The organism is Streptomyces sp. NPDC001204 (genome assembly GCF_053598035.1).
The window spans coordinates 108,765-131,804 of record NZ_JBSFJL010000007.1; the positions used below are offsets into that span (position 1 = coordinate 108,765).

Sequence of the window (23,040 nt, forward strand, 5' to 3'; positions counted from 1 at the left end):
CGGTCCCTTCACCGGCCGCCCCGCTCCCTCAGTCCAGCCGCTTGCGCAGCACCACGCACGGGCGGCCCAGTCCCCGGTCCCGGCGGTGCGCGAGGTGCCGGTAGCCGAGGGCCGTCCAGAACGCCGGGCCCCCGGGGTTGTTCCCGAGGACGGCCGGACGCACGGCGGTACGGCCCGCGGCACGGAAGCGGTCCTCGACGAGGGACGCCAACCGGCGCCCGTAGCCGTGCCGTTGCGCGCCCGCGTCGATCATCAGCAGGCCGATCCACGGGTCCGGGTCGGCCGGGTCGGGATGGTGGGCGAGCGTGATCGCGATCCCGACGAGCCGTCCCTCGCTGCGGGCGAGCAGCACCTCCGCGTCCGGGGCGGCCAGTTCGTCCGCCAGCGCGGTCGCCACCTGTTCCGGGCGGATGTCGTCCGGGTCGGGGAAGCCGCCGCTGAGGGCGTGGAAGTCGCGGTGGGAGGCGTGGAGCGCGGTGAGCTCGGTCAGGAGCTCGCCCGGGAGGCCGCGGTCCGACGGGAGCGTCAGGGGCTCGAGGAACACCCGGGCAACGTACCGCGCTCCACACGCCCCGGGCGCCCCCCGGCGCGGAGGCCGGCCGGAGCGACGGGCCCGGGCCGCTCCCCCGGGCCCGGACGGCGCGGTCGCCCGGTGCGGGCCGGGGCGTCGCGCCGGGGCGACGGCGGGACGCATCCCGTGGCGGGCACGGACGCCCTCGGCGCGGGCCGCGTCCACGGCGCACACGGAGACGTCCTGCCGCCACCCGTCGGAGCAGCACCCGCAGCCCCGGCCCTTCGGGGGCCGGGGCTCGGTCAGCGGGCCGGGTCCGTCAGACGTTGACGCCGAAGTCCTGGGCGATGCCGACCAGGCCCGAGGCGTAGCCCTGGCCGACGGCGCGGAACTTCCACTCCGCGCCGTTGCGGTACAGCTCGCCGAAGACCATGGCGGTCTCGGTGGCCGCGTCCTCCGACAGGTCGTAGCGGGCGATCTCGGTGCCGCCGGCCTGGTTGACGATGCGGATGTAGGCGTTGCGGACCTGGCCGAAGTTCTGGCCGCGGTTCTCGGCGTCGTAGATGGAGACCGGGAAGACGACCTTGTCGACGTCGGCGGGGAGCCCGGCGAGGTTGACGTTGATCGCCTCGTCGTCGCCCTCGCCCTCGCCGGTGAGGTTGTCGCCGGTGTGGACGATGGTGTTGTCCGGGGTCTGCTTGTTGTTGAAGAAGACGAAGTGCTGGTCCGAGTAGACCTTGCCCTGCGCGTTGACCGCGATCGCGGACGCGTCCAGGTCGAAGTCCGTGCCGGTGGTGGTGCGGACGTCCCAGCCGAGGCCCACGGTGACGGCGGTCAGGCCCGGAGCCTCCTTGGTGAGCGAGACGTTGCCACCCTTGGACAGGCTTACAGCCATTGTTGGGAGTCCCTTCCCTCGTTGCGTGTGCGGACGAAGCTACCGCCACCCTTAGGAACGTCGAGGGGGGTCCTCCGGGTTCCGCGTCTCTTTACCTTTTTTACCCACCCCGATCGAACACGCCCGCGGCGAAAACATGATGACGTGAAGCGGGCGGGAAGGGGAACATGGACGACATGTCCGGTCCCCATCTCATCCGCGGCTCCGTCGCGCTCCCCGAGGCCGAACTGGCCTGGCGCTTCTCGCGGTCCTCGGGGCCCGGCGGCCAGCACGTCAACACCACGGACTCCCAGGTGGAGTTGCGCTTCGACCTCGCCAACACCGAGGCGCTGCCCGAGGTGTGGAAGCAGCGTGCGCTGGAGCGCCTCGCGGACCGGCTCGTGGACGGCGTCATCAGCGTGCGCGCCTCCGAGCACCGCTCCCAGTGGCGCAACCGCGAGGCCGCGGCCGTGCGCCTCGCCGCGCTCCTCGCCGAGGCGACCGCGCCGCCGCCCAGGCCGCGCAGGCCCACCCGGATCCCGCGCGGTATCAACGAGCGGCGGCTGCGTGAGAAGAAGCAGCGCTCGGAGACCAAGCGGGGGCGCTCCGGGAAGGACTGGGGATAGCCCCGGGCCCGGGCCGGCGGGGACGCCGGACGCGGGCGGGGCGTCAGCCCAGCCGGCGGTAGCGGCCGCGGTAGTACAGCAGCGGTTCGCCGTCCGTGCCGGGCAGGCGGGCTGTCAGGACCCGGCCGATGACCAGGGTGTGGTCGCCCGCCGGCACGCGCTGTTCGGTGCGCAGCTCCAGGGTGGCCATGGCGTCGGTCAGCAGGGGGGCGCCGGAGACCTCGCCGCGGGTGTGGGGGAGGTCCCTGAACAGCAGGCGGTCGCTGACCCGGCCCTTCATGGCGAAGCGGCCGGCGACGGCGTGCTGGCTGTCGGCGAGGACCGAGACCGCCCACAGGGGCTGTTCGGCGAGCAGATCGTCCATGCGGGAGCCCTCGCGCAGGCTGACCAGGGCCAGCGGCGGGTCCAGGGACACCGACATGAACGCCGTCGCCGTCATGCCCGCGTCCTCGCCGGCCGGCGCCCGCGGGTCGTCCGGGTCGAGCGGCGGCTCCTGCGCGGTCACCAGGACCACACCGGCGGCCAGTCTGGACATCGCGGCACGGAACTCCTCGTTGGTCACCCCCTCAGCATGCCCGGGTCGGGGTTCCCCCTGCCCGAGCGGAGCCCGGAGCTCGGCAGGGGCGGTGGGGGAGGAGGGCGGCACGGAGGAAGTCTTCAACACACACGGAACGCTAGCCACCGGTACGAGGCCGCCGCATCGGGCCTCCGCCCGAAGCCGGACCTAGGACCAGCGGACGAGCGTGTCGTGCATCATGTCCCCACAACCGCGTGGCCCGTGTTCATCAAACGCACAGGGAAAAGACAGAAACCGTACTCAATTGTTCACGTTCATCTGTGACTTGAGTCACAAGAGCAGTGAATTGTTGACCCTGTGTACCGAGTGGGCTTCGCGCTGTGATTCAGTGGCGGAGAATGCGCAGACGAACGCCGAACAGCACCCTTGATTCGCTGGCGAGGTCTCGGGGGGAGGGCGAGCATGGAGACCGACTCGGAGCCGTACGTCCGCCTGGCGTCCCTGCGGCAACTGCACCAGGTCATGGCGGACATGAACACCGCGAGGAGTCTGGCGGACACACTGCAGACCGTCGCCGACGGCGTCGTGAAGGGCCTCGGCTACGAGCTGGCCTGCGTCAACCTCGTGCGTGCCGACGGTGACCTCGTGGTCGCCGCCTTCGCCGGGAACTCCGCCGCCGAGTCGCTGATCACCGGCCGTGTCGGCTCCCGGGAGTCCTGGGACCGCCGGCTGGCCATGGGCGAGCAGTGGGGCGGCCTGGTCTTCATACCCCACACCGAGGGCTGGGTCCTCGACGACGACGACGTCCCGACCTGGTACACCGACGGGCCCGCGCCGCGCTTCGAGGACGAGTGGCACCCCGCCGACCGGCTCTTCGCGCCCATGGACGCCCCCGGAGGGTCCGGCGGCTCCTCCGGCGAGCTGCTCGGCGTGATCTCCGTGGACCGCCCGCGCAACGGCCGCCGGCCCGGCGCCTGGGGCCGTGAGGCCCTCCAGATGTACGCCTTCCAGGCGGCCATCGCGATCAGCAACGCCCGGCTGCGGTCCAACATGCAGCGCGCCCTCATACGCCTGGAGCGCGAGCAGCAGGCCCTGCGGGCCAGCGAGGAGAGTTTCCGCCAGGCCTTCGAGTACGCGCCCTCCGGCATGGCGATCGCCGAGATGGGCGGCGACCAGCACGGCCGGATCCTGCGCACCAACGACGCCCTGTGCCGCCTGCTGGGCCGCCCCGCCTCCGCCATGCGCCGCTACTCCTTCTCCGACCTCGTCCACCCCGAGGACATAGGCACCCTGCTGCGGACCTCGGCCGAGGGCGGCCGGGCGGAGCTGCGCCTGGGCCGCCGCGACGGCTCGTACGTCTGGGTGTCCCTGCGCAACTCCGTCGTCGCGGACGCCGCCGACGGGCCCCGCTTCCTGCTCACCCACGTCGAGGACATAGAGGAGCGCAAGCGCCGCGAGCTCCAGCTCGCCCACCGCGCCTCCCACGACTCCCTCACCGGCCTGCCGAACTCCGCCGAGCTGCGCGCCCGCCTGTCCGCACGGCTGTGCCGGCGGCCCCAGGCCGCGCACGCGGGCGACGCCGAGTCGCAGGACACCGCCTACGGCCACCCCGGCTACGACGTCGGCGACCACGGCTTCGACTTCCAGCCGGGCACCCGGGCCTACGACCACCACGTGCACACCGTCGCCCCCGAGGGCGACCACGACGACGGCACCAAGGGGCTCGCGGTCCTCTTCTGCGACCTCGACGGCTTCAAGTCGATCAACGACCGGTTCGGGCACAACGCGGGCGACGCGGTGCTCATCGAGGTGGCCCGGCGGCTGAGCAACGGCGTGCGCGACGGCGACACCGTGGCCCGGCTCGGCGGCGACGAGTTCGTGATCCTCGCCGACGGCCTCGGCCGGGCCGACGCCCAGGACCTCGCCGTACGGCTGCGCAACGAGATCATCCAGCCGATCCGCGCCGAGGGCCGGGCCGTCCGGGTCGGGGCGAGTTTCGGCATCGGGTGGGCCCACTGCGGCATGACGGCGGACGAAGTGCTGAAATCGGCCGACGAACGGATGTACGTCGAGAAACGATCTCGTCCCAAACAGCATCGCCGCGCCGGATGATCCGCAGGTCAGCCACCCTGTGCGGCATGAGTCACCCGTTTGGGCCCCGCGAAGCGGGTAGGCTCGCCTTTCCCACGACGTACCGCACCACCCGCACCTGTTGAGGAGTACCAAGGGATGACGCCCGGCAACAGCGGCGCGAGCACGCCCGAGGACGACGACCCGTTCGGCTACCTGTACGCCGACGGCCAGGCCAACGGAGCCCAGCCGCCCTCGAGCGGATACGGCTACCCGAACTCGGTGAACCGGGTCCGCACGGTCGGTCAGCGGCAGTATGGCCAGGTCCCGCAGCAGCAGGGCGCGTACGGCCAGCCGAGCGCCCATTACGCCGCACCCGAGTCCCTCCCCGGCGGCGCCCCGACGCGGCAGCAGCCCCAGGGCGGTGGCGGCCGTGGCCGCGGCCCGAACACCAAGGGCCTGCTGATCGGCGCCATCGCGGTGGTCGCCGCGGTCGTCATCGGCATCGGCGTGGCGATGATCGGCGACGACTCGGGCAAGAAGGACGACAACCAGGCCGGCGGTACGCCCCCGACGGCCACGCAGAGCACCGAGCCGAGCCCGTCGGCGAGCAGCAGCGCACCGAGCGAAGGCGAGTTGCCGAAGACCGACGCGGAGGGGCTGCAACTGGACGGCGGCGCCACCAAAGCCTCGGACATCAAGGGCGCCCAGGCGGCCGGCGGCGTCTATGTGACGAACTTCAACAACGTCGGCGCCTCGGTCACCTGGACCGTCGACGGCATCCCCGAGGACGGCAAGTACACCGTGTTCATCGGTTACGGCGTCCCGGGCAAGGACGGCACCGCCACCCTGACGGTCAACGGCGCCGTGTCCAGCAGGCCGATCAACCTGAACAACTGGGCGGGAGCAGCCGAGGGCGACTACGAGAAGGGCTGGACGAAGACCTACAACTGGATCCAGCTCAACAAGGGCACGAACACCATCAAGATCTCGTGCGAGCAGGGCAACCAGTGTGATGCGAACCTTGACCAGCTGTGGCTGGTCAAGGGCTGGGTCAAGTCGGGCTGACGCTCACGCCGCGGTGGCCTCTCCGGTCACCGAGACCCGCCCCAGAAGTTCCTCGTAGGCCGCGCGGTCGAACTCGCCGGCCACCGGGGACAGGACTGTTGCCGTGGACAGGGCGACCGCGCGGCTCAGGCGGTCCGGCCACGGCAGGTGCTGGGCGAGACCGGAGAGCAGGCCCGCGACCGCGGAGTCGCCGGCGCCGGTCGGGTTGCCCTTGACGCGGGACGGCGGGGCGGCCCGCCACAGGCCGTCGGAGGTGTGCGCGAGCAGGCCCTCCGCGCCCAGGGAGGCGACCACCGCGCGGGCGCCGCGCCGACGGGCGTCCTGGGTGGCGCGCAGCGGTTCGTGGGAGCCGGTGAGTTCGGCCAGTTCGTCGGCGTTCGGCTTGACGATGTCGGGGCGGGCGGCCACGGCCCGGCGCAGCGCCTCGCCGCTGGTGTCCAGCAGCACCGGCACGTTCGCGGCGCGCGCGGTGCGCACCAGACCGGCGTAGGCGCCCACCGGCAGCCCGCGCGGCAGGCTGCCGCACAGCGCCACCGCCGACATCGAGCCGAGCAGGTCCTCGTAGACGTCCTGGAAGGCGGACCACTCGGCCGGGGTGACGACCGGGCCTGGCTCGTTGAGCTGGGTGGTGTCGCCGGTGCGCTGGTCCACCACGGCTATCGTGCGCCGGGTCGCGCCGGCCACCGGGACCAGCGCGTCCACCACGCCCGGCGCCTCGGACGCGAGCCGGTCGCGCACCTCGCGCCCGGTGGCCCCGCCGGCGAAGCCGGTGACCGTCACCTCGTGACCGAGGGCCGCCAGCACGCGGGCCACGTTGACGCCCTTGCCGCCGGGCCGCTCGGTCACCTCGGACACCCGGTGGGAGGTGTGCTGCCGCAGGGACGGCACCCGATAGGTGAGGTCGAGAGCGGTGTTCAGCGTGACCGTGAGGATCACCGGCCCGACCTCCCCCGAGTAAGCGCGTCCGCCGCGAAGTTCCGGAGACTCGATCATGCCAAAGACCCGGCCCACCGCCCACCCCTCGGACCGGCCACCGCGGCCGGACGGGCGGACGGATCAGCCCAGTTGGGGCTCAACCACCCATGTGCCCCGCCGCATCACGCCCTTCAGGGCGAAGTCCTCGTCGAGCAGGACGAGATCGGCGTCCTTGCCGGGTTCCAGGGAGCCCACCCGGTCGTCCATCCCGAGCAGCCGGGCCGGATTGGCGGACAGCGCGGCGACCACGTCCGGGACCGGCAGCCGGTCGACCGTGACCGCCCGCCGGAACGCCCGGTCCAGGGTCAGGGTCGAGCCCGCGATCGAGCCGCCCTCCACCAGCCGCGCCACCCCGCCCTCGACCTCGACCTGGAGCGGGCCGAGCAGATAGCGGCCGTCGCCGATCCCGGCGGCGTCCATGGCGTCGGTGATGAACGCGACCCGCCCGGCGCCCGCGTGGTGGAACGCCATCTCCAGGGCGGCGGGGTGCAGATGGACGCCGTCGTTGATCAGCTCGACCGTGATCCGCTCGTCCTCCAGCAGGGCCGCGATCGGACCGGGGGCGCGGTGGCCGAGCGGCGGCATCGCGTTGAACAGGTGGGTGGCGACGGTGGCTCCGGCGTCGATCGCCTCCACCGTCTGCTCGTATGTCGCGTCCGTATGCCCGATCGCCGCGATCACGCCGTGCTCCGCGAGCAGCCGTACGGAGTCGATGCCGCCGGGCAGTTCGGTGGCCAGGGTCATCATCCTGGCCCGGCCGCGGGCCGCGTCGATCAGCTTGCGCACCTCGGCGGGGTCCGGGTCGCGGAGCAGCTCCTCGGAGTGCGCGCCCTTGCGGCACGGCGAGATGAACGGCCCCTCGAAGTGGACACCAGCGATCTCGCCCTGCTCGGCGAGTTCCGACAGCAGTCCCGCCTGCTTGACGAGGAGGTCCATGTCGTCGGTGACGGTCGAGGCGACCAGGGTGGTGGTGCCGTGCTCCCGGTGGGTGCGGACGGCGGTCAGCGCGTCGTCGGCCGTGCCGGAGAAGGAGGCGCCACCTCCGCCGTGGTTGTGGATGTCGACGAAGCCGGGGACCAGCCAGTGCCCCCGTACGTCGAGAGTCTCGGCGTCCTCCCGGGCGGTGCCGGCGATCCGCGTGCCGTCGACGATCACACGGCCGCCGTCCACGATCCCGGTGGGCAACACCACCCGGGCTCCGGTCAGAACCTTGCTGGGGGCCATCAGGTGGCTACCTCCGGAAAGTCGTAGAAGTGTTGAGCAGGTCCCAGGCCAGGAGCCCCGCGCCCAGGCATCCGGCGGTGTCCCCGAGGGCCGCGGGGACGATCAACGGCAGCTTCTGGAAGGTGACGCGCCGCCGGACCGCCTCGCGCAGCGGCGCGAACAGCGTCTCGCCCGCCTCGGCGAGCCCGCCGCCGACGATCAGCGTGCGCGGGTCCAGCAGGGTGAGCGCGGTGACCAGCCCGTCGGCGAGCGCGTCCACCGCCTCCTGCCAGACCGCCCGCGCCCGTGCGTCCCCGGACTCCACGGCCTTGGCGCAGTCCGCGGCGTCCGCGTCCGGGTTCCCGCACGCCTCGGCCCACGCCTGGCTGACCGCCGACGCGGAGGCGAACCGCTCCAGACAGCCGTGCTGCCCGCACGGACAGGCCAGGCCGCCGGGGCGTACGACGATGTGGCCGATCTCGCCCGCGAAGCCGTGCGCGCCCGCCTCCACCCGGCCGTCGATGCCGATGGCACCCGCGATCCCGGTGCCCAGCGGCACGAAGAGGAACCGGTCGGCGCCCTTGCCTGCCCCGATCCGGCCCTCGGCCAGCCCGCCGGTGCGCACGTCGTGGCCCAGGGCCACGGGGGCGCCGAGCCGCTCGGCGAGCAGATCGCGCAGGGGTACGTCACGCCAGCCGAGGTTCGCCGCGTAGGCGGCGACGCCTCGCGCCTCGTCGACGATGCCGGGGACGGCGACACCGGCCGCGGCCGCCTCCTCCCCGAGGTGCCGGACGCCGTGCGCCCGCAGCTCGGCGGCGAAGCCGAGGATGCCCTCGACGACGGCGTCCGGTCCGCGCTCACGGCCGGTCGCCCGGCGGGCCCGGTGCAGGAGGGAGCCGTCGGCGGCGACCAGGGCGGCCTTCATCCCGGTGCCGCCCACATCGAGGGCGATGACGTGTTTCACGTGGAACAGTGTGGACCCGTCGACCGGGAGAGGTCTAGTCCACTTACTTGGTGCAGACCAATTGTGTCCACATGGTGGCGCCGGTACGGCCGGATCGGCGCGGCGGCGCCGGCCCGGCCCCGACAGCCGGGTCCGACGAGGGCCGCTGTCGGTGGTGGAGGCTACGGTGCCTGGTATGGACGACGACGAGGAGCAGGGGCTCGGCCGCAGGGAGCGGGACATCCTCGCCCTGGAGCGCCGCGGCTTCACCGGCCCCGGCGCGAAGGAGCGCGCGATACGCGAGGAACTGGGCCTCTCGCCCGTCCGCTACTACCAGCTCCTCAACGCCCTCCTCGACGACACCCGCGCCCTCGCCCATGACCCGGTCACGGTGAACCGGCTGCGCCGGGTGCGCGAGGCCCGGCGCGCCGAGCGGTGAGACCCGTCCGGAACGGAGGAGTGCCCCGGGCCGTGGAGGGATAGGTTCGCCCCATGGGAAGCCAGGACAGTCACGCCACCGACTCGACCGCCCCCGTCTCCTCCCTCCCGACGCCCGCCACCCCGGCGGGCCGGGACGGGCTCGCCGCGATCCTCGCCCGGCCGGAGCACGCGCTGATCGCGCTCGACTTCGACGGGACGCTCGCCCCGATCGTCCCCGACCCCGACCAGGCCCGCGCCCACCCCGACGCCGTGGCCGCGCTCTCCGCGCTCGCCCCGAAGGTGGCCGCCGTCGCGGTGGTCACCGGCCGCCCGTCCGACGTCGCGGTGCGCCACGGCGGCTTCGCCGGCGTACCCGGCCTGGAACACCTGGTCGTCCTCGGCCACTACGGCGCCGAGCGCTGGGACGCCGCCACCGGCACGGTCACCGCCCCGCCCCCGCACCCCGGTGTCGCGGCGGTCCGCGCCGAACTGCCCGGCCTCCTCGACCGGATCGGCGCCCGGCACGGCACCTGGATCGAGGAGAAGGGCCGCTCGGTCGCCGTCCACACCCGCCGCGCGGACGACCCGCAGGCCGCGTTCGAGGCGCTGCGTGAGCCCCTCGCCGACCTGGCGGGCCGCCACGGGCTGATCGTCGAGCCCGGCCGCATGGTCCTCGAACTGCGTCCCCCGGGCATGGACAAGGGCGTCGCCCTCCTGGACTGCGCCCGCGCCCTGGGCGCCACGTCGGTCCTGTACGCGGGCGACGACCTGGGCGACCTGCCGGCCTACGCCGCGGTCGACGGACTCCGCTCGGACGGGATCCCGGGCGTCCTGGTCTGCAGCGGCAGCACGGAGGTCACGGAGGTGTCGGAGAGGGCCGACCTGGTGGTGGACGGCCCGACCGGGGTGGTGGCACTGCTGAGGAACCTGGCGGACCACCTCGCGTAGAGGCTTCGTTCGGATCAGGCCCCTCGGCCGCCCAGCTCCTCCAGCTGGTCCAGGAACCACTGAGCGGGCGGCAGCGCGGTCGCGGCGGCGGCCAGCCGCTTCGTCCGCTCCGCCCGCTCGTGCTCCGGCATGCTCAGCGCCCGGTGCAGCGCCCCGGCCGTCCCGACCACGTCGTACGGGTTGACGACGACCGCGTCCTCCCCCAGCTCCGCGTACGCCCCCGCCTCCCGCGACAGCACCAGCGCACACCCCGAGTCGGAGACGACCGGCACCTCCTTGGCGACCAGGTTCATCCCGTCCCGGATGGGGTTGACCAGCGCCACGTCGGCGATCCGGTACGCCGCGAGCGACCGCGCGAAGTCGTCCTCCACGTGCAGCAGGACCGGGGTCCAGCCGGGCGTCCCGTAGCGCGCGTTGATCTCCTCGGCGACCCGTCGCACCTGCTCCGTGTACTCCCGGTACACCGCGAGGTCCTGCCGCGAGGGGTAGGCGAAGGCCACGTGCACCACCCGCTCGCGCCACTCCGGGCGGTCCTCCAGCAGCTGCCGGTACGCGTGCAGCCCCCGCACGATGTTCTTGGACAGCTCGGTCCGGTCCACCCGCACGATCGTCCGGCGCGGGGCCCCGTCCGGGCCGGCGCCGATCTCCTCGCGCAGCGCCGCCATCCGCTCCTCGACGTCGGCCCGGTGCGACCGCTCCCGCAGGAACTCCGCGTCCGCGCCCAGTCCGTGCACCCCGATCCGGGTGCCCCCGAGCCCGCCGACGAGCGCGTCGCAGCACCCGGCGAACGCGTCCGCCCACCGCTGGGTGAGGAAGCCCAGCCGGTCCGCGCCCAGCATCCCGCGCAGCACCTGCTCGGCGATGTCGTCGGGGAGGATCCGGAAGTAGTCCGCCGGCGCCCACGGCGTGTGCGAGAAGTGCCCGATGCGCACATCGGGCCGGAAGTCGCGCAGCATCCCCGGCACGAGCGTCAGGTGGTAGTCCTGCACCACCACGGCCGCCCCCTCGGCCGCCTCCTCCGCCAGCGCCTCGGCGAAGGCCAGGTTGTAGGCCTCGTAGGACTTCCAGCGGCGCCGGAACTCCGCGTCGAAGACCGGCTCCAGCGGGGTCTGGTACAGCATGTGGTGGACGAACCACAGCACCGAGTTGGCGATGCCGTTGTAGGCGTCGGAGAAGACCTTCGCGTCGATGTCGAGCATCCGCACCTGCTGCCCGCCGGTGGCCTCCGACGGCAGCCGGCGCCCGCCCTCGAAGCGGCCCGCCGCCTCCCGGTCGGCGTCGCTCAGCGCGGCGCACACCCACACCGCGCCCGCCTCCGGGCCGATCGCGGAGAGACCGGACACCAGCCCTCCGCCTCCGCGCCGTGGGTGGAGCGAGCCGTTCTCGCGCACCTCGTACGAAACCGGGCCGCGATTGGACGCGACCAGCACCTCGGCACCGTGCGTAGAAGCCATACGCCTCAACCTAGCCCGGCCCCGAAACGCTCAAACGTACGGTTCCGCTTCGTAGCCGGCGGACGGCGGGCGGTACCGGTGTTTCACGCCACCTGCCGGGTCGCGTACTCCGCGATCTCGGCCATCGGCGGACGCTCCTCCGTGTCCACGTGGTACGTCCGCGGCTCGAAGCCGTTCTCGCCGCGGACGAACTGGGTGAGGCAGGGGCGCACGAGGTGGCCCCGGGCCAGGCGCAGCTGGGCGGTGCGGTAGATCGCGGCGGCCATCCGGCCGAGCGCCTGTCCGTCCTGGTGCCGGTGCCTGCGCACCCCGACGTCGACCTGGGCGAGCGCGTCCAGGCCCACCAGGTGCAGCGCGTCGACCAGCATGCCCAGCTCGACGCCGTAGCCGACCGGGAAGGGCAGCTGTTCGAGGAGTGAGCGGCGGGCCGCGTACTCGCCGCCCAGCGGCTGCACGAAGCCGGCCAGCTGCGGCCAGTGCATGTTGAGCAGCGGGCGCGCCATCAGCTCGGTGACCCGGCCCCCCTGTCCGGCCTGCCCGGCCGCGGCCGGTCCGGAGGTGTGCCCGCCGGGCACGGTGAAGGGCCGGTCGTACATCGCCTTGACCAGGTCCACGTCGCGTTCGGTGAGCAGCGGGCCCACGATGCCGGTGACGAAGTCGGAGGAGAACTCCCGCAGATCGGCGTCGACGAAGCAGACGATGTCCCCGCGGGTGACGAGCAGGGAGCGCCACAGGACCTCGCCCTTGCCCGGCACGGCCGGCAGGCGCGGCAGGATCTCGTCGCGGCGCACCACCCGGGCGCCGGCGGCGGCGGCCACCTCGAAGGTGCGGTCGGCGGAGCCCGAGTCGACGACGACGATCTCGTCGACGAGCGGCGCCCGCTCCACGAGGTCGCGGCGGATCACCGCGACGATGTCGCCGACCGTCGCCTCCTCGTTCAGCGCGGGCAGCACCACGGAGACCGACTGGCCGGTGCGCTGCTTGGCCGCCAGGATCTGGTGGAGCGGCCGGTCGGCCACGGACCAGGAGCGGGTGGCCAGCCAGTGCTCGACTTCTTCCAGCACGGTCAGCGGCTCCTCACTGTTGTCTCGCGCTTCGGACGACTGACTCAGCCGTCCTGGCCTTCCGTTACAGTCTGAACAACGCGGACGACCATCCCATGCCGGGGGTCACCTCCGCGTCACAACCGAATACAGCTCATCCAGAGGGGCAGAGGGACACGGCCCGATGAAGCCCCGGCAACCCTCCAGCCGGTTCTCGTATCGACTGCTGTGCGAGCACAGCCGATCGACTTCGCGAGGCTCCCGGCTAGGGAAGGTGCCAAATCCGTCTCACGGCGAGATGCGTCGTGAGGAAGATGAGGAGAAAGGGCCTCGCCTCACATGGCTGTGCAGACCGTTGTAAGCAGCACCGACTCCACTGTGGACCTCGGCCCCGCCGCGGCGCTGAGCTGCCGCGAGTGCGGTCACCGCGTCCCCCTCGGCCCGGTCTTCGCCTGCGAGGAGTGTTTCGGCCCGCTGGAGATCGCCTACGACTTCTCGGCCTACGACACCGAGGAGCTGCGCAAGAGGATCGAAGCGGGCCCCGCGAACATCTGGCGCTACGCGCCGCTGCTGCCCGTCCCCGCGGACGTCGCCGGCAAGCCGAACCTGAACCCGGGCTGGACCAAGCTCGTCCGGGCCGACCGCCTCGCCCGCGAACTGGGGGTGACCGGCGGGCTGTACGTGAAGGACGACTCCGGCAACCCGACGCACTCCTTCAAGGACCGTGTGGTCGCCCAGGCGCTGGAGGCGGCCCGCGCCTTCGGCTTCACCACCCTCTCCTGCTCCTCGACCGGCAACCTGGCCGGCGCCGTCGGCGCAGCGGCCGCCCGCGCCGGGCTCCGCTCCTGCGTGTTCATCCCGCACGACCTGGAGCAGGGCAAGGTCGTGATGGCCGCGATCTACGGCGGCGAACTCGTCGGCATCGAGGGCAACTACGACGACGTGAACCGTTTCTGCTCCGAGCTGATCGGCGATCCGGCCGGCGAGGGCTGGGGCTTCGTCAACGTCAACCTGCGGCCGTACTACGCCGAGGGCTCCAAGACGCTGGCGTACGAGATCTGCGAGCAGCTCGGCTGGCGGCTGCCGGACCAGATCGTCGTCCCGATCGCCTCGGGCTCCCAGCTCACCAAGATCGACAAGGGCCTGCGGGAACTGATCGAGCTGGGGCTGGTCGAGGACAAGCCGTACAAGATCTTCGGCGCCCAGGCCGAGGGTTGCTCGCCGGTGTCCACCGCCTTCAAGGCCGGCCACGACGTCGTGCGGCCGCAGAAGCCGAACACGATCGCCAAGTCCCTGGCCATCGGCAACCCGGCCGACGGCCCGTACGTCCTGGACATCGCGCGCCGCACCGGCGGTGCGGTGGAGGACGTGACCGACGAGCAGGTCGTCGACGCCATCAAGCTGCTGGCGCGGACCGAGGGCATCTTCGCCGAGACGGCGGGCGGTGTGACGGTCGGCGTGACGAAGAAGCTGGTCGAGGACGGTGTCCTCGATCCGACGAAGACCACCGTCGTCCTCAACACCGGCGACGGGCTGAAGACGCTGGACGCGGTGGCCGGCACCGGCCTGACCGCGACGATCCGTCCGACCCTGGACTCCTTCCGAGAGGCTGGCCTGGCATGAGCGTGACCGTCCGTATCCCCACCATCCTGCGCACCTACACCGGCGGCCGGGCCGAGGTGAGCGCCGAGGGCGCGACCCTGTCCGAGGTCATCTCGGACCTGGAGAAGAACCACACGGGCATCGCGGCACGGGTCCTGGACGACCAGGGCAAGCTGCGCCGCTTCGTCAACGTGTACGTCAACGACGACGACGTCCGGTTCGAGCAGGGCCTCGAGACGGCCACCCCGGACGGCGCGGGCGTCTCGATCATCCCGGCGGTCGCCGGCGGCTGATCATTACCTTCGGTAATCCTGGTCACGCAGAGTTCATCGAATTGCCCCCTCCGTGAGAGAAGCGGAGGGGGCAATTCTGTGTGGTTGAGCACGGTAGAGTTGGGGAACGCGCCCCCGAACTCCGAATCCGGGGCCATGGATTCCTGCCGCGGGCCCGGCAAGAAGTAGCCAAAGTCTGCGGGCCTTCTGCGGCATTTGCCTTGTTTGCGGGGCCCGACTTGCCCTCAATTCACGTGAATTCTCCCTATATTCCGGACCGCGTACGTCCAGATTTCTCGTCCGATTGACCTGTTGCAGACGGCAGTTGGACAGATACATTCAGCCGCGGTCGACGCGTTCCGGCGCACGCCCCCGATCCACGGGGGGTGAGGTCTGACCCGGATCCGCGAAGTGTGGATCTGTGCAAGGGCCAGTAATAGGGGAGTTAGGCATGGCTCAGGGCACCGTCAAGTGGTTCAACGCGGAGAAGGGGTACGGCTTCATCGCGGTCGACGGTGGTGCGGACGTCTTCGTCCACTACAGCGCGATCCAGATGGACGGCTACCGCTCGCTGGAAGAGGGCCAGCGGGTCGAGTTCGAGATCTCGCAGGGCCAGAAGGGTCCGCAGGCCGACATGGTCCGCGTCACGGCCTGAATCGCGCGACCACCGCAAGCGACGTTCTTCTACGGAAGGGCCCGCACCTCCGCTGCCGAGGTGCGGGTCCTTCGCTTGTCCGCGCACTGTCCCGTCCGGCGGTCGGCACGCCCGTGTCCGCGCACCGCGCGCTCGCACGGCCCGGCGCGCCCGTGTCCGCGCCCGGCTGAGTCCCGCCGACGCCCCGAAGGCGCTTGCGCCCATCCGTCACCCGACCACCACCCCTCATTGAGCCCGCTTCGCGGGCGCGCCTTGCACTCGGAGGGGTCGAGTGCTAATCATTGGCGTTAGCACTCTGAAGGTGAGAGTGACAACGAAGGACCGGGTCGGTGAGGCCACGGGCCGGGTGGGGCAAGGAACCTCCGGCCGGGGCCGTCCGTCGCGGGCGCGGGCGCGGTCCGAAGTAATCACCCCCAGTCCTGGGAGGACCACTTCACATGGCCAAGATCATCGCGTTCGACGAGGAGGCGCGGCGAGGCCTCGAGCGCGGCATGAACCAGCTCGCGGACGCCGTCAAGGTGACCCTCGGCCCCAAGGGCCGCAACGTCGTCCTCGAGAAGAAGTGGGGTGCCCCCACGATCACCAACGACGGTGTCTCCATCGCCAAGGAGATCGAGCTCGAGGACCCGTACGAGAAGATCGGCGCCGAGCTGGTCAAGGAAGTCGCCAAGAAGACGGACGACGTCGCCGGTGACGGTACGACCACCGCGACCGTGCTCGCCCAGGCCCTGGTCAAGGAAGGCCTGCGCAACGTCGCCGCCGGTGCCAACCCGATGGCCCTGAAGCGCGGTATCGAGAAGGCCGTCGAGGCCGTCTCCGCCGCCCTGCTCGACCAGGCCAAGGAGGTCGAGACCAAGGAGCAGATCGCCTCCACCGCCTCCATCTCCGCCGCCGACACCCAGATCGGCGAGCTCATCGCCGAGGCCATGGACAAGGTCGGCAAGGAAGGCGTCATCACCGTCGAGGAGTCGCAGACCTTCGGTCTGGAGCTCGAGCTCACCGAGGGCATGCGCTTCGACAAGGGCTACATCTCCGCCTACTTCGCGACCGACATGGAGCGCATGGAGGCGTCGCTCGAGGACCCGTACATCCTCATCGCCAACTCCAAGATCTCCTCGGTCAAGGACCTGCTCCCGCTCCTGGAGAAGGTCATGCAGTCGGGCAAGCCGCTGCTGATCATCGCCGAGGACGTCGAGGGCGAGGCCCTGTCGACCCTGGTCGTCAACAAGATCCGCGGCACCTTCAAGTCCGTCGCCGTCAAGGCCCCGGGCTTCGGCGACCGCCGCAAGGCCATGCTCGGCGACATCGCCATCCTCACGGGCGGCGAGGTCATCTCCGAGGAGGTCGGCCTCAAGCTGGAGAACGCGACCCTGGACCTCCTGGGCCGCGCCCGCAAGGTCGTCATCACCAAGGACGAGACCACCATCGTCGACGGTGCCGGCTCCTCCGACCAGGTCAACGGCCGGGTCAACCAGATCCGCGCCGAGATCGAGAACAGCGACTCGGACTACGACCGCGAGAAGCTGCAGGAGCGCCTGGCGAAGCTCGCCGGCGGCGTCGCGGTCATCAAGGCCGGTGCCGCCACCGAGGTGGAGCTCAAGGAGCGCAAGCACCGCATCGAGGACGCCGTGCGCAACGCCAAGGCGGCCGTCGAGGAGGGCATCGTCGCCGGTGGTGGCGTGGCCCTGCTGCAGACCACCAACGTCTTCGAGAAGCTGGAGCTCGACGGTGACGAGGCGACCGGCGCGCAGGCCGTGAAGCTCGCGCTGGAGGCCCCGCTCAAGCAGATCGCCGTCAACGCCGGCCTCGAGGGCGGCGTCGTGGTGGAGAAGGTCCGCAACCTCACCCCGGGCCACGGCCTGAACGCCGCGACCGGTGAGTACGTCGACCTGGTCGCCGAGGGCATCATCGACCCGGCGAAGGTGACCCGTTCCGCGCTGCAGAACGCCGCCTCCATCGCCGCGCTGTTCCTCACCACCGAGGCCGTCATCGCCGACAAGCCGGAGAAGGCCGCCGCGCCGGCCGGCGGCGGCATGCCGGGCGGTGACATGGACTTCTGATCCCTTCGAGGATCGGATCCGTCCTTCACGTACCGAGGGCGGCACTCCCTGGAGACAGGGGGTGCCGCCCTCGGGCGTGTTCCGGGTCACAGGAGTGGATCGGCGGAATGCCGTGACAGGCGGGGCAGTTGACGCCGGTGCCCGGCTGACGCGTGTGCGCGCCGGCCGGTACCGACCACGATTCCGAGGAGCCCCCCACGTGACCTCCACCGTCTCCGAGTCCGCTTCCGAGTCCGCCTCCCGCGCGGCCGGGATCCTCTCCCGCCCCGTCACTCTGAACGGCCTCACCGTCCCCAACCGGATCGTGATGGCGCCGATGACCCGGATGTTCTCGCCGGACGGCGTCCCCGGCGAGGACGTGCTGTCGTACTACGCCCGCCGCGCCGCCGCGGGCGTCGGTCTGATCGTCACCGAGGGCACCTACGTGGGGCACGACTCGGCCGGGCAGAGCGACCGCGTGCCGCGCTTCCACGGCGAGGAGCAGCTCGCGGGCTGGGCCAAGGTGGCCGAGGCCGTGCACGCGGCGGGCGGCACGATCGTGCCGCAGCTGTGGCACATCGGCATGGTGCGCCGGCCGGGCCAGCAGCCGTTCCCGGACGCGCCCGCGGTGGGCCCCTCCGGGCTGCGCGTCGGCGAGTCCGAGGTCACCGGCAGGGCGATGACGCGGGCGGACCTGGACGACGTCATCGGCGCGTTCGCCGAGGCGGCCGCCGCCGCGGAGCGCATCGGCTTCGACGGCGTGGAGCTGCACGGCGCCCACGGCTATCTGCTCGACCAGTTCCTCTGGGCGGGCACCAACCGCCGTACCGACGCCTATGGCGGCGATCCGGTGGCCCGTACGAAGTTCGCCGCCGAGATCGTGGCCGCGGTGCGCGAGTCCGTCTCGCCCGCCTTCCCGGTCCTCTTCCGGTACTCGCAGTGGAAGCAGGACGTCTACGACGCCCGCCTGGCCGAGACCCCGGAGGAGCTGGAGGCGATCCTGTCGCCGCTCGCGGCGGCCGGAGTGGACGTCTTCCACGCCTCCACGCGCCGCTACTGGCTGCCGGAGTTCGAGGGCTCGGACCTCAACCTCGCGGGCTGGACGAAGAAGCTGACGGGCAAGCAGGTCATCACCGTCGGCTCGGTGGGTCTGGACGGCGACTTCATCAAGGCGTTCCAGGGCGAGGGCGCGGAGGTCGGCAGCCTCGACAACCTGCTGGACCGGCTGGAGCGCGACGAGTTCGACCTGGTGGCCGTGGGCCGCGCGCTGCTCCACGACCCCGAGTGGGCGGCGAAGGTGCTCGGCGGCCGCTTCGATGAGCTGAAGCCGTACGACGCGGCGGCGCTGAAGACGCTGAGCTGAGACGGGCCGGGTCGGGCCCGGGGGCTCGGCCCCGGATGTGGGGGCGGTGGCTGCCGGAGGGCGGGCGCCGCCCCTCTGTCTGCCGCCCCTCTGTGTGCCGGGGTCTTCGCCTGCCGGGCCTTCCTGGCGGGATTTCGCTTGCTTAAGTCAATCAATTCCAATTAAAGTTGCCTGAGTCAAGTACACCCGCTCTCCGACGGAGACCTTCCTTCATGTCCGACGCACTCGCCCGGCCCGCCACGGCCGGGCAATCCACGCCCCGGCCCAACGCCGTCGTGGCCGTACTCGCCTTCGGCGGCATCGTGGTCTCGCTGATGCAGACCCTCGTGATCCCGATCATTCCCGAGCTGCCCCAGCTCCTGCACGCCTCGGCGTCGGACACCGTCTGGGCCGTCACCGCCACACTGCTCGCCGCGGCCGTGGCCACCCCGGTCATGGGCCGCCTCGGCGACATGTACGGCAAGCGCCGCATGCTCCTGCTGAGCCTGGCCATGCTGGTGGCCGGCTCGGTCACGGCCGCGCTGAGCGACTCCCTCACGCCGTTGATCGTCGGCCGCGCCCTGCAGGGCCTCGCCTCCGGTGTCATCCCGCTCGGCATCAGCATCATGCGCGACGAGCTGCCCGCCGAGCGGCTCGGTTCGGCGACCGCGATGATCAGCGCCTCGCTCGGCGTCGGCGGCGCCCTCGGGCTGCCCGCCGCCGCGCTGATCGCCGAGAACCTCAACTGGCACATGCTGTTCTGGGTCTCGGCCGGCCTGGGCGTCGTGGCGGCCGTGCTGGTGCTGGGTATCGTGCCCGAGTCGGCGGTGCGCACCGGCGGCCGCTTCGACCTTCCCGGCGCGGTCGGTATGGCGGTGGGCCTGGTCTGCCTGCTGCTGGCGATCTCCAAGGGCGCCGACTGGGGCTGGGGCAGCGGCACGACCCTCGGCCTGTTCGCGGCGGCGGTCGTGGTGCTGGTCGCCTGGGGCCTGTTCGAACTGCGCGTCGAGGCGCCCCTGGTGGACCTGCGCACCACGGCCCGCCGTCAGGTGCTGGTGACCAACCTCGCCTCGGTGGCCATCGGCTTCGCGATGTTCTCGATGTCCCTGGTCATCCCGCAGTTGCTGCAACTGCCCGCGCAGACCGGCTACGGACTCGGCAAGTCGCTGCTGGCCTCCGGCCTGGTCATGGCCCCCTCGGGCCTGGTGATGATGGCCGTCGCCCCGGTGTCGGCGATCGTCTCGCGGACCAGGGGCCCCAAGGTGACGCTGATGATCGGCGCGCTGATCGTGGCCGCCGGCTACGGCCTCAACATCGTCCTGATGAGCCAGGTCTGGCACTTCGTCCTGACGTCCTGTGTGATCGGCGCCGGCATCGGCTTCACCTACGGCTCGATGCCCGCGCTCATCATGAGCGCCGTCCCCGCGTCCGAGACGGGCGCGGCGAACAGCCTGAACACCCTGATGCGCTCGATCGGCACGTCGGTCGCCAGCGCGGTGGCGGGCGTGGTCCTGGCCCATATGACCACCGCGTTCGGGTCCTACGCGCTGCCCTCCGAGAACGGCTTCCGCACGGTCCTCGCCATCGGCGGCGGCGCCGCCCTGCTCGGCTTCCTGGTCGCGTCCTTCATCCCGCGCCCGCGCACCGCGGCCCTGGGTGAGCCGTCGGCGGCCGGTGAGCCCGCGCCCACCGGGGCGAAGGTGTCCTAGGGTCGCCAGGCCCTACGGGTTGCCCATGGGCTCGATGTCGGCCCGCGTGGGATGGCCCCAGATCCGCACCACCTCGTAGTCGGTGAACTCGTGCACGAGCCGGTAGGCGGGCGCGGCGCGCGGTGCCCGGCGCTGGGCGGCGATGAACAGCTCGGCCTCGCGCCGGTCCCGGCGCGGGGTCCCGCACAACTGCCACTCCCGACCGTTCCACAGCTCCGGCAGCCATCGCTGCTGGGGCTGCGGCCGGTCCTCGCGGACGCCGTAGCGGGACGGGGCGGTGGCCGCGGGCTCGGCGGCGCGGCGCGCGTACGAGGCGTACGCCCCGTCGACCTCGGAGCGGCGGGCGGCCCGGCGCCGGGTCTCGCACAGCAGACACAGGTCGGGGGCGCTCTCGTCGACGGGCCCGTTCGGATGCTCGGCGCAGCGGGTGGCGGGCGCGGCCGTCGTGACGGTCTCGTCCAGCAGGTCGAGAGCGCGCCGGAGATCCGCCTTCATCTCGTGCAGCCTGGCGTCGGGCGTGTCCGCGGACAGCGCCTCGCCGTGCTCCCCGAGCAGACGCAGAGCCCGTCCTAGGGCGGTGAGCTGGGCGTGGTTCATGGTGCCCTCCAGCGTAGGACGCCCCGGCCGGTGAGGGAGCCCCCGGCCTGCCCGCTCGCTCCCGCCACCGGTCCCGGGCCGCAGGCCTCAGTCCCCCGCCCGCTCCAGTGCCGTGCGCAGATGGCCGTCGGACTGTTGCAGGAGGCGGGTCGCCGTGGCGGCGTCGGTGCCGGCGAGGAGGGTGAGGATGGCGGTCTTCACCTCGCCGTCCGAGGCCGTCAGGGCCTGTTCGATCTCGTCGTCCGCCGCGCCCGTGGCCAGGGCGACGATACGGCGGGAGCGGGCGCGGAGCTTGTCGTTGGAGGCCCGTACGTCGACCATCAGGTTTCCGTAGGTCTTGCCCAGGCGGATCATCGTGATCGTCGAGAGCATGTTGAGGACCAGTTTCTGCGCCGTGCCGGCCTTCAGACGGGTGGAGCCGGTGAGGAGTTCGGGGCCGACGACGACCTCGATGCCGTGTTCGGCGGCGGCCGCCAGCGCGCTGTTCGCGTTGCAGGACAGGCCGATGGTCAGGGCGCCCAGAGCGCGGGCGTGCTCCACCGCGCCGATGGCGTACGGGGTGCGGCCGGAGGCGGAGACGCCCACCACCGTGTCGTCCGGCGTGAGGCCGAGGGCGTCGAGCGCTTCGGCCGCCAGCTCCTTCGAGTCCTCCGCGCCCTCGACCGAGGTCACCATGGCCGGCGGGCCGCCCGCGATCAGCCCGACGACCTGGGAGGGGCGCGTGTTGAAGGTCGGCGGGCACTCCGAGGCGTCCAGGACCCCCAGCCGTCCGGCCGTGCCCGCGCCGGCGTAGACCAGGCGGCCGCCGCGCGCCATCCGCTCCGCCACCGCGTCGATCGCCGCGGCGATCTGCGGCAGCCGCTCGGCCACGGCGGCGGGCACGGTGGTGTCCTCGGCGTTCATCAGCCGGGCGATCTCCAGCGTCGGCAGCCGGTCGATCTCCGCCAGCTCGGGGCGGAAGGCCTCGGTCGTCAGCGACTCCAACTCGGTGCGCAGCTCGCGGTAGTGGGGCGTGGAGGTCATGAGGGGGCGGCTCTCTTCGTGCGTCGCGGTACGGCTGACCGTGCGGATCCGGGCATGTTCGGTTCTCGGCTGCGAGCGCTACGAGCGATGGGTCCCGCCCCGCGGGCTGTGCCGGTGGGCGAGCGCCTCGTAGGACGCGGCGAGCGCGGGCGCCGCCGTCTCGTACGTCCGCTGTGCCACCCCGACGAACAGGCAGTCCACCACGAGCAGTTGGCTGGTCCGGGAGGACATCGCCGCCGGGCGCAGCTCGCTCTCGCGGGCCGTGGAGGTGGTCAGGACGTGGTCGGCGTACTGCGTGACGGGTGCGGCGGGCCGGCCGGTGATGGCGATGGTGGTCGCGCCGCGCTCGAAGGCCACCCGCAGTGGCTCGATCACGTCCCCGGTCGAGCCCGAGTGGGTGATGGCGATCGCCACGTCCCCCGCGCGCAGCTGCACCGCGTTGGTGACGGCGAGGTGCGGGTCGCTGTGCGCGTGCGCCACCAGACCTATGCGCAGCAGCTTCTGCGTGAGGTCCTGGGCGACCAGACCGGAGGCGCCGATGCCGTAGACGTCGGTGCGGCGGGCGGCGGCCAGCGCGGTGACGGCCGCGCCGAGCTGGATGGTGTCGAGGCCGGCGGCGGTGTCGGCCAGGGTCTGCTGCTCGTCGTAGGCGAGTTTGGTGACGACGTCGGCGATGGGGTCGTCCACCGCGATGTCGGTCGTGATGGCGGGCGCGCGCCCCGACTGCTGCTGGGCGGCCAGGCCCGCGAGAGCCAGGCGCAGATCCCGGTAACCCGGATAGCCCAGCAGGCGGGCGGTGCGTACGACGGTCGCCTCGCTGGTGCCGGTGAGCTCGGCGAGGCCGGTGACCGTGAGGGCCGCGCAGCCGGCCGGGTCGCCGGCGACGGCCTCGGCGACCCGCTGCATGGAGCGGGTCATCGAGGGCGCGAGCGTGCGTACCTTGGCCGCGAGGGCGGCGGGTGCGGGGGGCGTGAGGCCCGGGGCGCCCACGCCTGCGAAAATTTCCTTCACGTCCTGGGTCACACTGTGAAAGGTATTTTCCGTACGGTCGCGTGGTCAAGGCCGCGCGCCAAGGCCCCGCCGACCCGGCTCGAACCGTGGCCGCGACGTGACCGCCCGAGCTTCGTGCCCCGTGCTCCGCGGCGCGGA

General features: G+C 72.2%; 22 protein-coding genes and 1 riboswitch. Of the genes, 11 read left to right on the forward strand and 11 right to left on the reverse strand.

Annotation, left to right across the window (positions count from 1 at the left end; all coding sequences use genetic code 11):
- Window positions 1-28: 28 nt before the first annotated feature.
- Complete coding sequence (locus tag ACWC91_RS12440; RefSeq protein WP_450641554.1) at window positions 29-544, reverse strand: N-acetyltransferase family protein; 516 nt, start codon at window positions 542-544, stop codon at window positions 29-31.
- Window positions 545-830: 286 nt separating this feature from the next.
- A complete protein-coding gene (locus ACWC91_RS12445) occupies window positions 831-1,406 on the reverse strand; it encodes a TerD family protein (RefSeq protein ID WP_225074568.1) in 576 nt (191 codons plus the stop codon).
- Window positions 1,407-1,573: 167 nt separating this feature from the next.
- On the opposite strand from ACWC91_RS12445, the gene arfB reads away from it, so the two are divergent.
- Window positions 1,574-2,011 (forward strand): alternative ribosome rescue aminoacyl-tRNA hydrolase ArfB, encoded by a 438-nt coding sequence (gene arfB, locus ACWC91_RS12450; RefSeq protein WP_225074569.1) that lies wholly within the window; start codon window positions 1,574-1,576, stop codon window positions 2,009-2,011.
- A 43-nt stretch (window positions 2,012-2,054) separates the two neighbouring features.
- On the opposite strand, the gene ACWC91_RS12455 is transcribed toward arfB, so the two are convergent.
- On the reverse strand, window positions 2,055-2,573 hold the full coding sequence (locus ACWC91_RS12455; protein ID WP_281156700.1) for a flavin reductase family protein: 519 nt from the start codon (window positions 2,571-2,573) through the stop codon (window positions 2,055-2,057).
- A 417-nt stretch (window positions 2,574-2,990) separates the two neighbouring features.
- Between ACWC91_RS12455 and cdgB the strand changes: the two genes are divergently transcribed.
- Both cdgB and ACWC91_RS12465 read left to right on the forward strand, forming a co-directional pair.
- The gene (gene cdgB / locus ACWC91_RS12460; protein WP_225074570.1) at window positions 2,991-4,640 is read left to right on the forward strand and encodes a diguanylate cyclase CdgB; all 1,650 of its coding nucleotides are present in this window, start codon (window positions 2,991-2,993) and stop codon (window positions 4,638-4,640) included.
- 117 nt (window positions 4,641-4,757) lie between these two features.
- Window positions 4,758-5,666, forward strand: coding sequence for a carbohydrate-binding protein (locus ACWC91_RS12465; protein ID WP_450643242.1), 909 nt, complete (start codon window positions 4,758-4,760; stop codon window positions 5,664-5,666).
- Between the two features lie 3 nt (window positions 5,667-5,669).
- Here ACWC91_RS12465 and ACWC91_RS12470 read toward each other — a convergent pair whose 3' ends face one another.
- From ACWC91_RS12470 to ACWC91_RS12480, 3 genes are all read right to left on the reverse strand, one after another.
- Window positions 5,670-6,602 carry a 1-phosphofructokinase family hexose kinase gene (locus ACWC91_RS12470; protein WP_450643243.1) on the reverse strand — a complete coding sequence of 311 codons (933 nt, stop codon included), beginning with the start codon at window positions 6,600-6,602 and terminating at the stop codon, window positions 5,670-5,672.
- A gap of 120 nt (window positions 6,603-6,722) precedes the next feature.
- Window positions 6,723-7,865, reverse strand: a complete 1,143-nt coding sequence (nagA, locus tag ACWC91_RS12475) for an N-acetylglucosamine-6-phosphate deacetylase (RefSeq protein ID WP_225074572.1) — start codon at window positions 7,863-7,865, stop codon at window positions 6,723-6,725.
- A gap of 7 nt (window positions 7,866-7,872) precedes the next feature.
- Window positions 7,873-8,808 (reverse strand): ROK family protein, encoded by a 936-nt coding sequence (locus ACWC91_RS12480; RefSeq protein WP_450643245.1) that lies wholly within the window; start codon window positions 8,806-8,808, stop codon window positions 7,873-7,875.
- Between the two features lie 175 nt (window positions 8,809-8,983).
- Between ACWC91_RS12480 and ACWC91_RS12485 the strand changes: the two genes are divergently transcribed.
- Together ACWC91_RS12485 and otsB are read left to right on the forward strand one after the other, a co-directional pair.
- Window positions 8,984-9,226, forward strand: a complete 243-nt coding sequence (locus ACWC91_RS12485; protein WP_141360135.1) for a DUF3263 domain-containing protein — start codon at window positions 8,984-8,986, stop codon at window positions 9,224-9,226.
- 53 nt (window positions 9,227-9,279) lie between these two features.
- Window positions 9,280-10,155, forward strand: a complete 876-nt coding sequence (otsB, locus tag ACWC91_RS12490; protein WP_450643247.1) for a trehalose-phosphatase — start codon at window positions 9,280-9,282, stop codon at window positions 10,153-10,155.
- A gap of 14 nt (window positions 10,156-10,169) precedes the next feature.
- Here the strand turns inward: otsB and ACWC91_RS12495 are convergent, their stop codons facing one another.
- A complete protein-coding gene (locus ACWC91_RS12495) occupies window positions 10,170-11,609 on the reverse strand; it encodes an alpha,alpha-trehalose-phosphate synthase (UDP-forming) (RefSeq protein ID WP_450643249.1) in 1,440 nt (479 codons plus the stop codon).
- An 83-nt stretch (window positions 11,610-11,692) separates the two neighbouring features.
- Window positions 11,693-12,673: a glucosyl-3-phosphoglycerate synthase gene (locus ACWC91_RS12500; protein ID WP_376502615.1), complete on the reverse strand. Its 981-nt coding sequence runs from the start codon at window positions 12,671-12,673 to the stop codon at window positions 11,693-11,695.
- 130 nt (window positions 12,674-12,803) lie between these two features.
- A riboswitch (SAM riboswitch) is annotated at window positions 12,804-12,973 on the forward strand.
- An 18-nt stretch (window positions 12,974-12,991) separates the two neighbouring features.
- On the opposite strand from ACWC91_RS12500, the gene thrC reads away from it, so the two are divergent.
- The 6 genes from thrC to ACWC91_RS12530 all read left to right on the forward strand — a co-directional run bounded on the left by thrC (window position 12,992) and on the right by ACWC91_RS12530 (window position 20,271).
- Window positions 12,992-14,275, forward strand: a complete 1,284-nt coding sequence (gene thrC, locus ACWC91_RS12505) for a threonine synthase (RefSeq protein WP_225074577.1) — start codon at window positions 12,992-12,994, stop codon at window positions 14,273-14,275.
- Entirely contained in the window at window positions 14,272-14,547 is a 276-nt protein-coding gene (locus ACWC91_RS12510; RefSeq protein ID WP_225074578.1) for a MoaD/ThiS family protein, read from the forward strand. The genes thrC and ACWC91_RS12510 overlap by 4 nt, the downstream gene beginning before the upstream one ends.
- Before the next feature lie 430 nt (window positions 14,548-14,977).
- Complete coding sequence (locus ACWC91_RS12515; RefSeq protein WP_009189266.1) at window positions 14,978-15,181, forward strand: cold-shock protein; 204 nt, start codon at window positions 14,978-14,980, stop codon at window positions 15,179-15,181.
- Between the two features lie 437 nt (window positions 15,182-15,618).
- A complete protein-coding gene (gene groL / locus ACWC91_RS12520; protein ID WP_141360141.1) occupies window positions 15,619-17,241 on the forward strand; it encodes a chaperonin GroEL in 1,623 nt (540 codons plus the stop codon).
- A 199-nt stretch (window positions 17,242-17,440) separates the two neighbouring features.
- Window positions 17,441-18,583 (forward strand): NADH:flavin oxidoreductase, encoded by a 1,143-nt coding sequence (locus tag ACWC91_RS12525; protein ID WP_225074579.1) that lies wholly within the window; start codon window positions 17,441-17,443, stop codon window positions 18,581-18,583.
- Between the two features lie 212 nt (window positions 18,584-18,795).
- A complete protein-coding gene (locus tag ACWC91_RS12530) occupies window positions 18,796-20,271 on the forward strand; it encodes an MFS transporter (protein ID WP_225074580.1) in 1,476 nt (491 codons plus the stop codon).
- A 12-nt stretch (window positions 20,272-20,283) separates the two neighbouring features.
- On the opposite strand, the gene ACWC91_RS12535 is transcribed toward ACWC91_RS12530, so the two are convergent.
- From ACWC91_RS12535 to ACWC91_RS12545, 3 genes are all read right to left on the reverse strand, one after another.
- On the reverse strand, window positions 20,284-20,868 hold the full coding sequence (locus tag ACWC91_RS12535) for a hypothetical protein (protein WP_141360144.1): 585 nt from the start codon (window positions 20,866-20,868) through the stop codon (window positions 20,284-20,286).
- An 87-nt stretch (window positions 20,869-20,955) separates the two neighbouring features.
- A complete protein-coding gene (murQ, locus tag ACWC91_RS12540) occupies window positions 20,956-21,891 on the reverse strand; it encodes an N-acetylmuramic acid 6-phosphate etherase (protein WP_450643253.1) in 936 nt (311 codons plus the stop codon).
- Window positions 21,892-21,969: 78 nt separating this feature from the next.
- A complete protein-coding gene (locus ACWC91_RS12545; RefSeq protein ID WP_450643254.1) occupies window positions 21,970-22,914 on the reverse strand; it encodes a MurR/RpiR family transcriptional regulator in 945 nt (314 codons plus the stop codon).
- Window positions 22,915-23,040: the final 126 nt, after the last annotated feature.

Excerpts from the sequence above, each read along its gene's own strand:
- cdgB (WP_225074570.1), top strand. The coding sequence starts at position 2,991 with ATGGAGACCGACTCGGAGCCGTACGTCCGCCTGGCGTCCCTGCGGCAA.
- ACWC91_RS12465 (WP_450643242.1), top strand. The coding sequence starts at position 4,758 with ATGACGCCCGGCAACAGCGGCGCGAGCACGCCCGAGGACGACGACCCG.
- ACWC91_RS12535 (WP_141360144.1), bottom strand. The coding sequence starts at position 20,868 with ATGAACCACGCCCAGCTCACCGCCCTAGGACGGGCTCTGCGTCTGCTC.
- murQ (WP_450643253.1), bottom strand. The coding sequence starts at position 21,891 with ATGACCTCCACGCCCCACTACCGCGAGCTGCGCACCGAGTTGGAGTCG.
- ACWC91_RS12485 (WP_141360135.1), top strand. The coding sequence starts at position 8,984 with ATGGACGACGACGAGGAGCAGGGGCTCGGCCGCAGGGAGCGGGACATC.
- ACWC91_RS12510 (WP_225074578.1), top strand. The coding sequence starts at position 14,272 with ATGAGCGTGACCGTCCGTATCCCCACCATCCTGCGCACCTACACCGGC.
- nagA (WP_225074572.1), bottom strand. The coding sequence starts at position 7,865 with ATGGCCCCCAGCAAGGTTCTGACCGGAGCCCGGGTGGTGTTGCCCACC.
- arfB (WP_225074569.1), top strand. The coding sequence starts at position 1,574 with ATGGACGACATGTCCGGTCCCCATCTCATCCGCGGCTCCGTCGCGCTC.
- ACWC91_RS12515 (WP_009189266.1), top strand. The coding sequence starts at position 14,978 with ATGGCTCAGGGCACCGTCAAGTGGTTCAACGCGGAGAAGGGGTACGGC.
- ACWC91_RS12530 (WP_225074580.1), top strand. The coding sequence starts at position 18,796 with ATGTCCGACGCACTCGCCCGGCCCGCCACGGCCGGGCAATCCACGCCC.
- ACWC91_RS12445 (WP_225074568.1), bottom strand. The coding sequence starts at position 1,406 with ATGGCTGTAAGCCTGTCCAAGGGTGGCAACGTCTCGCTCACCAAGGAG.
- ACWC91_RS12495 (WP_450643249.1), bottom strand. The coding sequence starts at position 11,609 with ATGGCTTCTACGCACGGTGCCGAGGTGCTGGTCGCGTCCAATCGCGGC.
- otsB (WP_450643247.1), top strand. The coding sequence starts at position 9,280 with ATGGGAAGCCAGGACAGTCACGCCACCGACTCGACCGCCCCCGTCTCC.
- thrC (WP_225074577.1), top strand. The coding sequence starts at position 12,992 with ATGGCTGTGCAGACCGTTGTAAGCAGCACCGACTCCACTGTGGACCTC.
- groL (WP_141360141.1), top strand. The coding sequence starts at position 15,619 with ATGGCCAAGATCATCGCGTTCGACGAGGAGGCGCGGCGAGGCCTCGAG.